This window comes from Longivirga aurantiaca, from assembly GCF_042660085.1.
Lineage (GTDB): Bacteria > Actinomycetota > Actinomycetes > S36-B12 > CAIYMF01 > Longivirga > Longivirga aurantiaca.
The window spans coordinates 1,901,800-1,914,384 of the sequence record NZ_JBHSTI010000008.1; the positions used below are offsets into that span (position 1 = coordinate 1,901,800).

Here is a 12,585-nt window from a genome sequence, read left to right on the forward strand (position 1 = left end):
ACCGGACGAGGAGACAGGGACGACGATGAGCGAGACCGCTCCGGAGCAGACCCTCGAGCGCGCCGCCGCCAGCCGGCCCGCACCGTTCCTCCTGCTCGCCGCGGTCGTCGCCGTGCTCGTCCCCGCCCGCGCCGCGGCGCGGCCCCTCGAGGACATCGACCTCTACTGGCACATCCTCATCGGCCGCGAGATCCTCGACGGCACCCCGGTGGCCGAGGCCGGCCGCGGCTGGTCGTTCGCGCCCGTGCCGGACACCTGGATCAGCACCCAGTGGCTCGCGGAGATCCTGTTCGCCTGGCTCCACGACACGTTCGGGTTCCAGTCGATCGTGGTCTACCGCACGGTCACCGTGATCCTCGCGCTCGTCACGCTCGCCCTCGTCACCCTCTACCGTCGCCCCGCCCGCGCGGGCGCGTGGCCCTTCGCCGTCGCCGGCCTCGCACTGGCGATCACGAGCCAGGACCGCAGCCAGCAGCTGACCTACATCCTCGCCCCCCTCGTCGGCTGGTGGGCGCTGCGGCTCCTCAGGGAGGGGCGCCTCCCCCGCTGGTGGGTGGTGCTCCCGCTCGTCGTGGTGTGGGCCAATTTCCACGGCGGCTGGCTGATCCTCCCGATGGCGCTCGGCTTCGCCGTGGTCGCACGCGTGCTCGAGGTCGGCATCCGCGACCGCGCCGTGATCGGGGGCGTCCTGCTCGCCGCCGGGTGCGGCCTCGCCGCCGCCGTATCGCCGTCTGGTCTCGACAACGCCCTCTCGCTGCTGCGCTTCTCCTCGAGCACCGGGCAGATCGGCGAGTGGGGCACCGTCCGGCTCATCGACTGGCAGTCGATGGCCATCGGGCTGATGCTCGTCACGGTCGTGGTGGCCTGGGCTCTCGGGCGTCATCGCCCCTCCCGCGGCGAGGTGGTGTACGTCGTGCTGCTCTTCGCCTTCGGCTACTCGGCGTGGCGGTCCTCGACACCTGCCTGCCTCATGCTGGCCCCCGCCGTCACCGGCATCCTGGCGAGAGCACTCGGCGACCCCGATCCGCTGCCGGAGGGCACCGAGCAGCCGCTGGCCCGCGTGGCAGCGGGCATCGCCGTGGTCGGCGTCCTGCTCAGCGGCGTCCTCGCCGTGACCCAGACCCCGGTCCTGGACCCCGACATCCCCCAGGACCTGCTCGGCCAGGTGCGCGAGCACCCCGAGCCGCAGCGGGTGCTGAACACCTACAACGTCGCGGGGCCGCTGCTGTTCTTCGGCGGGCCGCCGCCGCAGGTCCTCGTGGCCGTCGACGGCAGGGCCGACCGGTACGGCGGCGAGTACATCGACGAGTACGTCGACACCCTCCTGCTCGCCCGCCCGGGCTGGGAGGAGATGGTGGCCGACCTCGACCCCACCTCCGCCGTCCTGCGCGACGACGAGCCGTTGGCGGGCGCCCTGGTGGCCCAGCTCGGATGGGTCGAGGTCGCCCGCGAGGGTCGCACGGTGCTGCTGCGCCCGGCCGACGCGACCGGCTGGCCGGCGGGCTGATCAGGCCGTCGGACGCAGGTCCGGCACCGACGGCGCTCCGTGGCGGGCAGCCCACGACCGAGCCGCCTCGATCCGCTCCGGGGACGTCGGGTGGGTGCCGAACCACAGGTGCAGGACGCGCACGGGCCGCAGCGGCGCCAGGTTGGTGACCGCGAGCGCACGGTGCATCGACGCGACGGCGGCCGGGTCGCGTGCGAGGTCGAGGCAGAAGCCGTCCGCGCGCCGTTCGACCCGCCGCGACAGCGCGCTGGCGGCGGGTGAGCCGAGGAACCCCGCCCACGCCCCGAGCGCGAGGAGCAGCCCGGACACCGCCGGATCGGCCGCCCCCGTGCTGCCCGACGCCGACAGGAGCGGCGGCCACGCGACAAGCGCAGCTGCGACGAGCACGCCGACAGAGGCACCCGCCGCGCCGAGCAGCGTGCCGGTGCGGACGTCGTGCGCCACCACGTGGCCGAGCTCGTGCGCCACCACCGTCGCCGCCTCGTCGTCCCGGCCTCGGGTGAGCAGCGTGTCGTGCACGACGATGCGCCGTGTGGGGCCGAGGCCCGAGACGTAGGCGTTCAGCGCCGTCGTACGACGCGACGCGTCGGCCACGAGCACGTCCCGCACCGGCACCCCCGCCTCGGCTGCGAGGGCCAGCAGCCGCTCCCGCAGCGCGCCGTCCGGCATAGGCTCGAACCGGGCGAACAGCGGTTCGACGAGCACGGGCACCGCGAACGACATCAGGACGACCAGCAGCGCTGCCGCGGCCGCCACCACCCACCACCACGACCCGGGCAGCAGCCGGGCGGCCAGCACCCAGCCGATGACGGCCGGCGCCGTGAGCGCCAGGCCCAGCAGCCACGCCACCGCGAGGTCGCGCCACCAGCGGCCCCAACCTCCCGTCGCGAGCCCCACCCGCAGGGACTCCCGGCGCACGGCCACCGCACCCGGGAGCGTCGCCATGCGCGTCACCGCCTGCACCACGACGACCACGGCGACGATGCCCAGCCACCAGGTCTCTCCCGCGGCGCGGGCGACCGCGGCCGTCGCGCCGGTCAGCACCAGGACGGTGGGGACGAGGAGGCCGAGTGCGACGCCTGCCAGGCCCCAGGGGCGGACACGGCTGCGGAACGCGCGCTCGCGCCGTTGCTCGTCCGCCGTGAAGTCGCGGTCGAGGTCCAGGTCCGGCGGCACGGGCACGATCGTGCCCGATCAGCGGGCCAGAGCGGTGGCCCGGGCCCGCCAGTCGGCGGTGAGGCCGGCGAGGCCGCGCCCGGTGACCTCGCGCAGGGCCCGCTCGAGGTTGCGCGCAGGCGTGTCGTCACCCGTGGCCGTCAGCCGGTAGACCCGACGCAGCCCGGCCTCCCCCCACCCCTCGGCGATCAGGTCGCAGGCGAGCTGCCCGCCGGCGTACGCCATCCCGGCCCGCTCGTCGGCGAAGGCCGCGTTGGACGGGAGCGCCGCCGGAGCTCCGCTGCGCCGGACGACGTCGAGCAGCTCGACGAGCGCCTGCCGGTCGGGCACGTCCGAGCCCGTATAGCCCACGTGGTTGGCGTAGCCCTCCTCGAGCCACAGCGGCACCGACGCGCTGAACGTCGCCCGGGTGGCCACGTGGGTGATCTCGTGGCGGAGAAGGACGAGCAGGAACCGGTCCGGCAGCCGGTCCCACACCGCTGCGCGGGTCCAGACCCGGTCGGCCGGCGCCGTGGCCGACGGGACCGACCCCACCGAGGTCGTGACCGCGCCGAACCGGCGGACGTGCGCGACCGACCAGTCGAGCCCCTCGGCCATCTGCTCGTCGGTGCCGGTGAGCACCAGCACGGCCCGCTTCTGCCAGTCCTTGCCGTAGACCTTGCTGACTCCGAGCACCGCGGAGTCGACGAGGCGCGCAGCCGCCCGCGCCCTGCTCGACGCCTCGCCCACGGCGATCACGATGCTGCGCTTGCCGCGCACGACGGTCAGCGGGCCGAGCTCCCACGGCGGCGCGGAGTCCGACACCGAGCGCTCGGACGCCACGAGCCACCGGCCGCCTGACCAGCGCAGCGCGAGCCGCTGGTCGACCTCGCTGCCGGACGACTCGCCCTCGACCCGCCAGGTGAGCCGCGCGCGGACGTCGAGCAGGCCCGACCTCTCGCTGGATGCCGTGACCTCGTACGCCCAGCTCGCCAGCGGCAGGCGCACGATCCGCACGGTCGTGGGGATCGCCGCGCCGGAAACCTGGGTGGCGCGGGCGGCCGCGAGGTCGGCGGTGACGAACGCCGTCGCGCGCGCCTCCAGCACCGCACGGACGGCGGCGGCGCGCGCCTTGGGATCGGTGCGCGCATCGGCCGTGGGGCTGGCCGTGGGCGAGGGCGCCACGACCGACGCGGAGAGCCCGCCACCCGGCTCGACGGTCGAGCAGGCGGCGAGCAGGAGCCCCGCGGCCACTGCGCAGACGACGACGCCGCGCCCTCGACGGAGGGCGCGGCGGTCGGGTGCTGCGGTGGGGCGGAGCGAGGCGGATCCGGTCAGACGACGCGGCCGGCGCCGCTGTAGCGCTCGCCGTACCACGGGCTCCAGACGCCGATGAGCTCGACGCCGTCACGCGGGTTGGAGGCGCTGACCATCATGCCGCCGCCGACATACATGCCGACGTGGTGGGCGCCGCCGCCGAAGTAGAAGACGAGGTCGCCGGGACGCAGCTCGCCGCGGCTGACGCGGGCGGTCGCGCTCCACTGCGCCTTGGAGTAGTGCGGCAGGTAGGCACCGGCCTGGGCCCAGGCGGCCAGGGTCAGGCCCGAGCAGTCGAACGCGTTGGGCCCGGACGCCGCCGCGACGTAGCGCTTGCCGACCTGCGCGAGGGCGTAGGCCACGGCGATGCGCGCACGGCCCGAGGCGTAGTTGGGGGCGTCGCTGCCGCCGTCGTTGCTGCTGCTCGACGTGCCGCTGGTGGACGTCGACTCCTGGCGGGGGGTGTCGCGGCTGGCGCGGATCTGGGCGGTCGCCCGGGCCGCGGCGCGGGCGGACGCCTGACGGCGGGCCTCCTGCAGGCGGGCGAGGCGGGCGCGCTCCTCGGCCTTGAGCCCGGCGAGGATGCGCTGGGCCTTGTCGAGGCGCTCGGTGACCGTGGCCTTGGCGGCCTTGGCCTCGGCGGCCGCGGCGTCGGCCTTCTCCTGCTTCTGGACCAGCTGGGCCTCGAGCTGGGCGAGGGCGAGCCGGGCGGCCTGGGTGCGGCGCAGCGAGGTGCCCTGCGAGCGGGCGACCTGGTCGAGCGCGGCGCTCTGCTCGAGGAACTGCTCGGGGTCGTCGGCGAGGAGGGCCTGCAGGCTCGGCTCCATGCCGCCGGACGCGTAGGCGGCGCGCGCGATCGCGTCGACGCCGGCGGCGGTCTTCTCGTAGGTCTTCTTCGCCACCGCGATGCGGGTCGTCAGTTTCGCGATCTGGGCGTCGATCTGGTTCTGGCGGGTGCGGGCCTCGTTCCAGGCCTCGGCGGCGTTGGCGGCGTCGGCCTCGAGGGCGTCGATCTCGGCCTGGACCTGCTCGATGGTCTTGGTCGGCTGGGCGGACGCCGGGGCCGACGCCAGGGCGACACCGCTCACGAGGAGCGCGAAGGCCGCCACGGGGGCGGCGATGCGGGCGGCACGGGTGCCGCGCACGCGTACGAGCGCAGTGGTGCTGGTCGCCACGAAGGCGGCCTCCCTCTCCCACGACCGTCTACCGGGTGAGCTGACGGGCTCGGGCTGGAAGATCGCCCTACGACGGCTCGCGCCCGGTCGCTGCCGGTCGTCTGCCGCCGATTCGCCCCGGGGGAAGTGGGTCCCCGGCTCCGATCCACGGACCCTGGTGGGGCCGCTTCTCGAACTCGACGGGGTGCTCGCTGCCGTCGGATGACGGCGGCTCACGAACACCTGCGGGCGACACTAACACCCCGGGACGCCACCTCCCAGTCGCCCGGCCGACACCCGGACGTGACCCGACCGAGATCGATCCGTGATCGGCTTCACACCGCGCGGTGCACCCCCCGGTCGTCGGCCTCCGGCGCCGGGTCGGGACCCCGCGGAACCAGCCGGAGCGGGGGCACCAGGCCGGAGTCGGCGAGCACGGCGAGGGCGGCCATCTCCTCCCCCGGCAGGCCGTCGCCCGCGAGCCAGTCGGGCGGGCCGAGCAGGAACGTGACGACGCAGTCGCCGCACGCGGGGCCGCGCACAGCACAGGAGTCGCAGTCGACGATCACGGTCTTCACCTCAGGACGGGTACGGGCCGGAGAGGGGAACTCCGACCACCTGCGGACGACGGTAGGAACCAGGTCCGACAGTCGCCCTCGGCCACCGTTAGCCGAGCAGGCCCGGATCCAGGCCGATCGCGCGCAGCACCTCGTCCGTGTGCTCGCCGAGGGCGGGCGCGGCCAGGGCCCGGCCGTCGGCCGGCAGCCAGGCCACCGGTCGCGCGGCGGTCGTGGTGCGGCCGTCGGCGAGGACGACGTCCTCGAACGCGCCGCGGGCCTGCAGGTCCGGGTCCGCGAGCGCCTCGGCAGACGTGCGTACCGGCGTCACGCAGGTCTGGTCGTGCTCCAGCAGCGCCAGCCACTCCTCGCGCGGGCGCGTCGCGAACAGCAGGGTGAGCCGGCCGCGCAGGGCGTCCTGGCCGGTGATGTCGTACTGCGCGTCGGCCAGCGTCGGGTCGCCCGCGAGCTCAGCCACCCGCGCGAAGAACTTGGGCTCGAGCGCGCCGAGGGCGAGCTCGGTGCCGTCGGCGCAGCGGTAGACGCCGTAGCAGGCGAGCGCGCCGGTGAGGACGTCCGGCACCGGCGGCGCCTCGCCGGTGGCCATGACCGTGCCCTGGCCGATGGCGGTGAGCGACATCGCGGAGTCGAGCATCGTGACGTCGGCGCGGAACGCCGGGGCCTCGGTCGACGGCGAGTCCTGCGCCTCGGCGACGCGCAGGCCGGCGACGACGGCGAGCGCGGCCTGCAGCCCCGAGGCCATGTCCGCGATGGGGAACGGCGGCATCGCGGTGGCGCCGTCGATGCCGCGGGAGAGGCCGAGGATCCCGGCGTACCCCTCGACGTTGAGGTCGTGGCCGGGGAGCGCCGCGCGCCCGCCGTCGCCGTACGCCGTCATCGACACGTGGACGAGCGCGGGGTTGGCCGCAGCGAGCTCGGCCGGGCCGAGTCCGAGGCGGTCGAGCACCCCGGGGCGGAACGAGTCGATGACGACGTGCGAGACGGACACGAGGCGCAGCAGCGCGTCGCGGGCCACGTCGGTCTTGAGGTCGAGGGCCACCGAGCGCTTCCCGCGGCAGAGCGCGAGGAAGAGCCCCGACTCCCCCGTCTCGCTGTACGGCGGTGAGACGCGCAGGCCGTCGCCGCCGCGCGGATCCTCGATCTTGACGACGTCGGCGCCCATGCCGAGCAGCAGCGAGGTGGCGTAGGCGCCGGGGAGCAGCCTGGTGAGGTCGACGACGCGGACGCCGTCGAGGGGACGCTCCGAGGTGGTCACGGGCGCGGCGGCGTCAGGAGCCGGTCGGGTCGTCGCTCGGGCCTCCGGCCTCGGGCCGGGGCACCAGCTCGACGGCGTCGACCGCGCCGCACCAGCGGCAGGACACCGACTCGACGACCTCGCCGAGCACCTCGGTCTCCTCGACCTTCGGCACGCCGCCGAGGTCGAGGTGCCAGAACTCGCGCACCCGGCTCGAGCGGACGACGTCGAAGCGGGTCAGGTTCCCGCACTGGCTGCAGCGCCAGCGGGTGTCGTCGTCGGGCAGGGCGATGGCCACGGCGGATCCTTCGGTTCGGTGCTGCTGGGCAGGCCACGACCCTACGGCGGCGCGCCTCCGGGTCGCCGTCGTACCCCCCGCCTAGCGTCATCGGCATGAGGTCGTCGGCACGGGCGCAGCGCGCGGGAGCACCGCCCGCCGTGCTGCGCGTCGACCCGCGGCCGGTCCCGGCGCACGCCGAGGCCCAGACCACGTTCGACGACCTCGGCACCCCGCTGGCCGACGTCACCTTCGTCGTGGTCGACCTCGAGACCACGGGCGGCTCGCCCGCCGACGCCGGGATCACCGAGATCGGTGCCGTGAAGGTGCGCGGCGGCGAGGTGGTCGGGGAGTTCCAGACCCTGGTGCAGCCGGGCATCCCGGTGCCCGCCTTCATCGCGGTCCTCACCGGCATCACCGACTCGATGCTCCTCGACGCGCCGCGCCTCGCGGTGGCCTTGCCGGCGTTCCTCGACTTCGCGGCCGGCTGCGTTCTGGTCGCGCACAACGCGCCGTACGACGTCGGCTTCCTCAAGGGGGCGTGCGCGAAGCTCGGCCGGCCGTGGCCCGACCACGTGGTGCTCGACACCGCCAAGCTCGCCCGCGCCGTGCTGATGAAGGACGAGGTGCCCAACTGCAAGCTCTCGACCCTCGCGCCGTTCTTCCGGTCGACCACCAGCCCCAACCACCGCGCGCTGTCGGATGCGCGCGCCACGGTCGACGTGCTGCACGGCCTCATCGGCCGGGTCGGGTCGCTCGGCGTGCACTCGCTCGAGGAGCTGGCCACCTACACCTCCCGCGTCACCCCGGCGCAGCGCAGGAAGCGGCACCTGGCCGAGGGCCTGCCCGACTCCCCCGGCGTGTACGTGTTCCGCGACGACCGCGGTCGCGCCCTGTACGTCGGGAAGTCCGGCCGGGTGCGGTCGCGCGTCCGCACGTACTTCACGGCGTCCGAGACCCGCTCGCGCATGGCCGAGATGGTCGGCGTCGCCGCGCGGGTCGACGCCGTCGTCACCGCCACCCCGCTCGAGGCCGAGGTGCGCGAGCTGCGGCTCATCGCCGAGCTGTCGCCGCGCTACAACCGGCGCAGCCGCAACCCCGAGCGGTCGGTGTGGGTCAAGCTCACCGTGGAGCCGTTCCCGCGGCTGTCGGTCGTGCGCACGGTGAAGGACGACGTCGACGCGGGCGCGGCCTACCTCGGCCCGTTCGGGTCGCGACGTGGCGCGCTCGAGGCTGTCGAGGCGCTGCAGGCGGCGATCCCGTTGCGCACCTGCACGTCGCGCATGCCGGCCCTCGGCACCGGATCCGCCTGCGTGCTGGCCGAGATGGGACGGTGCCCGGCGCCGTGCGTGGGCGCGGTCGACGTCGCGGGCTACGCCATCCACGTCGAGGCCGCGCGTCATGCGCTGCTCGACGACGTGCGCCACGTCGAGGCCGTGCTGGTCGGTCGGCTCCGCGCTCTCGCCGACGACCTGCGCTACGAGGAGGCCGCGCTCTGGCGCGACCGGCTCGAGACGTTCGCGCGCGGAGCCGCTCGGGCGCAGGAGATCGCGTCGCTGGCCGCGCTGCCCGAGCTCGTCGCCGCACGGCCCACGGCGGACCGCGGGTGGGAGGTGCACGTGGTGCGCCACGGCCGCCTCGCCGGCGCGGTCACCGTGCGCCCCGGCGTCGACCCGCGACCCGCGGTCGCAGCACTCGTCAGCACCGCCGAGCAGGTCGACCCGCCCGTGGGCCCGGTGCCGGCCGCACTGGTCGAGGAGACCCTGCGGATCCTGCGCTGGCTCGAGCAGGACGGCGTCCGCCTCGTCCCCGGCCCCGAGCCCCTCGCCTGGTCGTTGCCCGCGCACGGGGCGGGCGGGCTGCTCTCGCGCCTCGCCGCCTCCCGCGCGGCCGACGTCGTCGCCCGGCCCACCGTCGAGCGGCACCTGCGCCCCGCCGGCTGACCCGGCGCCGTGACGCCGCCACTTGGATGCCGGATGCCGGGCCCCGTCCCGGAATCCGGCATCCAACCCACCGCGCGGCCTAGGGTGGCGCCATGGTCACCGCCATCGTGTTCATCCGTACCGACGTCGACGCCGTGAACGCCGTCGCCGAGACCATCGCCGCGATCGACGGCGTCGCCGAGGTCTACTCGGTCACCGGCGACCTCGACCTCGTCGCGATGGTGCGCGTCCGCGACCTCGACGACGTGAGCCGCGTCGTCACCGACGGCATCGGCGGTGTGCCCGGGATCCTCGCCACCGAGACCCACATCGCGTTCCGCACCTACAGCAAGCACGACCTCGAGTCCGCCTTCGCCATCGGCCTCGACTGACCCTCGCTGGTGTGGATGAAGGCGACCTTCATCCAATAGAGCCGAACAATCCCGGCATTCACGGACGCTGCTGTCCGCAGGACCTCCATCTGGTGCCGGTGGCCGTGCAGCGTTTCGACGTCCTCGTCCCGTGTACGGGGTGAGGACGGCACCGCGCCGGGGAGGATGGCCGCATGGCACGGCAGGGGGACGCCGACTTCCTGGGCTGGGTGTCGACCAGCCGGGACGGACTGCGCACGACCGCCTTCCTCCTGTGCGGCGACTGGCACCTCGCCGATGACCTCGTCCAGGACGCCCTCACCCGGGTCTTCGGCGTCTGGGGACGCGTGAGCGGCTCGGGCGATCCGGGGCCGTACGCCCGCAAGGTGCTCGTCAACCTCTACCTCGACCACCGGCGTCGACCGTCCCGGCGGGAGACGCCGACCGCCGACCTTCCCGACCGCGCGCTCGAGCAGCCGCTCACGGTGGACGGCGGCGAGGTGCCTGTCCGGGTCGTACCCGGGCCGGTGCCTCAAGCGGTCGCCGGCTCCTGATCGACCCTGCGTACGCCCTCAGCGGGCGGCGAGGCTTGACGAGACGTCGATCCAGCGGGTGAGCAGCGCGCCGGCTGCACCGGAGTCGACGGCGTCGGCCGCGCGCGGCAGCGCCTTCGACAGCCGGTCGCCGATCGAGACCGACGACGGGCCCGCCCCCACCGAGTCGTGGGCGACGAGCGCCGCGGCCGCGCCGAGCAGGACGGCGTCGCGCACGGGGTCGAGCCCCGCCGAGCGCTCGCCCGAGAGCATCGCCCGCGCGACCTCGGCGTTGTAGGCGGCGTCGGCACCGCGCAGCGCGTCGACGCCGGCCCGCGCGATTCCGAGATCCGCCGCGTCGACGAGCGACTCGACCACCGCTGACCCCGTCGCGTCCCAGATCCGCGTGGGCGCGGACGTCGACAGCTCGTCGAGACCGTCCTCCCCGCGTACGACGAGAGCGCGCGTGCCGCGGTCGAGCAGCGCCTGTGCCATCACGGGCGCGAGCCGCAGGTCGGCGCAGCCCACGACCTGGGCGGCCGGTCGGGCCGGGTTGGCCAGCGGGCCGAGGATGTTGAACACCGTGGGTACGCCGAGCTCGCGGCGCGACACCGCCGCGTGCCGCATGCCCGGGTGGAACACCGGAGCGAAGAAGAACGTGACGCCGGTGCGCTCGAGCACCTCGGCCACACCTGCCGGGGGCAGGTCGACGGCGACGCCGAGCGCCTCGAGCACGTCGGCCGATCCGGCAGCCGAGCTCGCGGCGCGGTTGCCGTGCTTGGCCACCGGCGCGCCGGCGGCAGCCACGACCACCGCGGCCATCGTCGAGATGTTGACCGTGTGCGAGCGGTCGCCGCCGGTGCCGCAGGTGTCGACGGTCGCACCGATCGAGGGCGCGAGGTCGACGGCAGCGGCGTGCGACAGCATCGCGCTCACGAGACCGGACACCTCGGCGGCGCTCTCGCCCTTGGCCCGCAGCGCCACGAGGAAGCCCGCGAGCTGCACGGGGGTGGCGTCGCCCGCCATCACACCGCTCATCGCCCACTCGGCGTCCGCGGCGGTGAGGTCCTCGCGGCGCAGCAGAGCGCTGATGAGGTCGGCCCACGAGCGGGAGCCGGGGTCAGGAGCGGCCGGGGACGCGGGTGCCGAGGTCACGCACGCACCCTAGCCGCGTCCCGGTGCGGTGCCCGGGGTGGTTCCGGGCGTCGGATCAGGAGGTGAGCGCTGCGCGCGGGCGCAGGAGGCCGGCGGCGGTCTCGGCGAGCACGACCGGGTCGATCGGGTGGGGTACGACGGCCTCGGCCTGCGACCAGGTGGCGAGCCAGGCGTCCTGCGGGCGGCCGATGAGCAGCAGCACCGGCGGCGCCTGGTAGATCTCGTTGCGCATGCGGCGGGTGATGCCCATGCCGCCCGACGGGCGGGCCTCGCCGTCGAGGATGCACAGGTCGATGCCGCCCTCCTCGAGCCGGCGGATGAGCGCGGGCTCGGTGGCGAACTCGACGTACTCGATGCGCGGGAGGTCGGCTGCGGGGCGGCGACCGAGGGCCTGGCGCACCGCCGTCCGCACGGGTGCCTCGGAGGAGTAGACGAGGACGGTCTGGGTGCGCTCGGCAGTGCTCATGGCACCGAATCGTAGCGACCGTGCGCCCGGCCACGGCACCGCGCACCGTGCCCGCAGCGACCGATTGTCGGACCCCTGCCCAGATGAGGCTTACCTCACTTCCGCGGGCGTGCATCGTGCCAGGTCAGCGGGCGTGGGGGCCGCTGGCGGGCCCCAGGGTCACAGCCGCGACACGGAGTCGGGGGGTGGACGGGTGCAAGGGCCCCGGACCTGCCACAATCCTCCCCGTGGCGACCGCAACCGTGATCGAGAACGCACCCGCCCACGCGCCTGCCAACCGACCCAACATGGTGTCGGTCGGCACGATCGTGTGGCTGTCCAGCGAGCTGATGTTCTTCGCGGCTCTGTTCGCGATGTACTTCACCCTCCGGGCGGTGAACATCGACGAGTGGTCGACGTTCACCGAGATCCTGAACATCCCGTTCGCGACGGTGAACACGATCATCCTCGTGCTGTCGTCGGTCACCTGCCAGCTCGGCGTGTTCGCGGCGGAGCGCGGTGACGTCCGCAAGCTGCGGATGTGGTTCATCATCACGTTCGTCATGGGCGCGGTCTTCGTCGCCGGCCAGGTCACGGAGTACGCCGAGCTCGTGAAGGAGGGCGTCACCCTCGCCTCGAGCGCGTACGGCTCGGTCTTCTACCTCACCACCGGCTTCCACGGCATGCACGTGACCGGCGGCCTCGTGGCCTTCCTCTTCGTCCTCGGACGCACCTACGTCTCGCGGCGCTTCACGCACCGTCAGGCGACCACGGCCATCGTCGTGTCGTACTACTGGCACTTCGTCGACGTGGTCTGGATCGGCCTGTTCACCATGATCTACCTCATCAAGTAGCCCGGCTCCGCCGCTGATCTCCATCCCGCACGACGACACGTGAAGGCTCACTCGTGACCAGCAGCTCAGTCCGACGGCACAAG

General features: G+C 74.5%; 13 protein-coding genes and 1 riboswitch. Of the genes, 5 read left to right on the top strand and 8 right to left on the bottom strand.

The annotated features are described in order from the left end of the window. The first annotated feature begins 25 nt into the window (after positions 1–25). Entirely contained in the window at positions 26–1,507 is a 1,482-nt protein-coding gene (locus tag ACFQGU_RS13010; protein ID WP_386767329.1) for a hypothetical protein, read from the top strand. Here the strand turns inward: ACFQGU_RS13010 and ACFQGU_RS13015 are convergent, their stop codons facing one another. From ACFQGU_RS13015 to ACFQGU_RS13040, 6 genes are all read right to left on the bottom strand, one after another. After that, positions 1,508–2,683 carry a M48 family metalloprotease gene (locus tag ACFQGU_RS13015; protein WP_386767331.1) on the bottom strand — a complete coding sequence of 392 codons (1,176 nt, stop codon included), beginning with the start codon at positions 2,681–2,683 and terminating at the stop codon, positions 1,508–1,510. It abuts the gene before it with no gap. 18 nt (positions 2,684–2,701) lie between these two features. Further along, complete coding sequence (locus ACFQGU_RS13020; protein ID WP_386767333.1) at positions 2,702–3,916, bottom strand: hypothetical protein; 1,215 nt, start codon at positions 3,914–3,916, stop codon at positions 2,702–2,704. An 80-nt stretch (positions 3,917–3,996) separates the two neighbouring features. Beyond that, entirely contained in the window at positions 3,997–5,154 is a 1,158-nt protein-coding gene (locus ACFQGU_RS13025; protein WP_386767335.1) for a C40 family peptidase, read from the bottom strand. Positions 5,155–5,164: 10 nt separating this feature from the next. Next, positions 5,165–5,330, bottom strand: a riboswitch (cyclic di-AMP (ydaO/yuaA leader). Between the two features lie 138 nt (positions 5,331–5,468). Further along, the gene (locus ACFQGU_RS13030) at positions 5,469–5,711 is read right to left on the bottom strand and encodes a hypothetical protein (protein ID WP_386767337.1); all 243 of its coding nucleotides are present in this window, start codon (positions 5,709–5,711) and stop codon (positions 5,469–5,471) included. Between the two features lie 88 nt (positions 5,712–5,799). Beyond that, positions 5,800–6,966, bottom strand: a complete 1,167-nt coding sequence (locus ACFQGU_RS13035; RefSeq protein ID WP_386767339.1) for a CaiB/BaiF CoA transferase family protein — start codon at positions 6,964–6,966, stop codon at positions 5,800–5,802. A gap of 13 nt (positions 6,967–6,979) precedes the next feature. After that, positions 6,980–7,243, bottom strand: a complete 264-nt coding sequence (locus tag ACFQGU_RS13040; protein WP_386767341.1) for a hypothetical protein — start codon at positions 7,241–7,243, stop codon at positions 6,980–6,982. Between the two features lie 95 nt (positions 7,244–7,338). Between ACFQGU_RS13040 and ACFQGU_RS13045 the strand changes: the two genes are divergently transcribed. The 3 genes from ACFQGU_RS13045 to ACFQGU_RS13055 all read left to right on the top strand — a co-directional run bounded on the left by ACFQGU_RS13045 (position 7,339) and on the right by ACFQGU_RS13055 (position 10,069). Further along, positions 7,339–9,165: a DEDD exonuclease domain-containing protein gene (locus ACFQGU_RS13045; RefSeq protein WP_386767343.1), complete on the top strand. Its 1,827-nt coding sequence runs from the start codon at positions 7,339–7,341 to the stop codon at positions 9,163–9,165. Positions 9,166–9,257: 92 nt separating this feature from the next. After that, positions 9,258–9,536: an Lrp/AsnC family transcriptional regulator gene (locus ACFQGU_RS13050; RefSeq protein ID WP_386767345.1), complete on the top strand. Its 279-nt coding sequence runs from the start codon at positions 9,258–9,260 to the stop codon at positions 9,534–9,536. A gap of 173 nt (positions 9,537–9,709) precedes the next feature. After that, the gene (locus ACFQGU_RS13055) at positions 9,710–10,069 is read left to right on the top strand and encodes a sigma factor (protein ID WP_386767347.1); all 360 of its coding nucleotides are present in this window, start codon (positions 9,710–9,712) and stop codon (positions 10,067–10,069) included. 18 nt (positions 10,070–10,087) lie between these two features. On the opposite strand, the gene trpD is transcribed toward ACFQGU_RS13055, so the two are convergent. Both trpD and ACFQGU_RS13065 read right to left on the bottom strand, forming a co-directional pair. Further along, positions 10,088–11,203: an anthranilate phosphoribosyltransferase gene (gene trpD, locus ACFQGU_RS13060; protein ID WP_386767349.1), complete on the bottom strand. Its 1,116-nt coding sequence runs from the start codon at positions 11,201–11,203 to the stop codon at positions 10,088–10,090. Positions 11,204–11,258: 55 nt separating this feature from the next. Further along, entirely contained in the window at positions 11,259–11,669 is a 411-nt protein-coding gene (locus tag ACFQGU_RS13065; RefSeq protein WP_386767351.1) for a hypothetical protein, read from the bottom strand. Positions 11,670–11,887: 218 nt separating this feature from the next. Here ACFQGU_RS13065 and ctaE point away from each other — a divergent pair, with 218 nt between their 5' ends. Beyond that, positions 11,888–12,502, top strand: coding sequence for an aa3-type cytochrome oxidase subunit III (gene ctaE, locus ACFQGU_RS13070; protein ID WP_386768283.1), 615 nt, complete (start codon positions 11,888–11,890; stop codon positions 12,500–12,502). The last annotated feature ends 83 nt before the right edge of the window (positions 12,503–12,585 follow it).

Coding starts and splice junctions, on each gene's coding strand:
- ACFQGU_RS13010 (WP_386767329.1), top strand. CDS start 26: ATGAGCGAGACCGCTCCGGAGCAGACCCTCGAGCGCGCCGCCGCCAGC.
- ACFQGU_RS13045 (WP_386767343.1), top strand. CDS start 7,339: ATGAGGTCGTCGGCACGGGCGCAGCGCGCGGGAGCACCGCCCGCCGTG.
- ACFQGU_RS13050 (WP_386767345.1), top strand. CDS start 9,258: ATGGTCACCGCCATCGTGTTCATCCGTACCGACGTCGACGCCGTGAAC.
- ACFQGU_RS13055 (WP_386767347.1), top strand. CDS start 9,710: ATGGCACGGCAGGGGGACGCCGACTTCCTGGGCTGGGTGTCGACCAGC.
- ACFQGU_RS13065 (WP_386767351.1), bottom strand. CDS start 11,669: ATGAGCACTGCCGAGCGCACCCAGACCGTCCTCGTCTACTCCTCCGAG.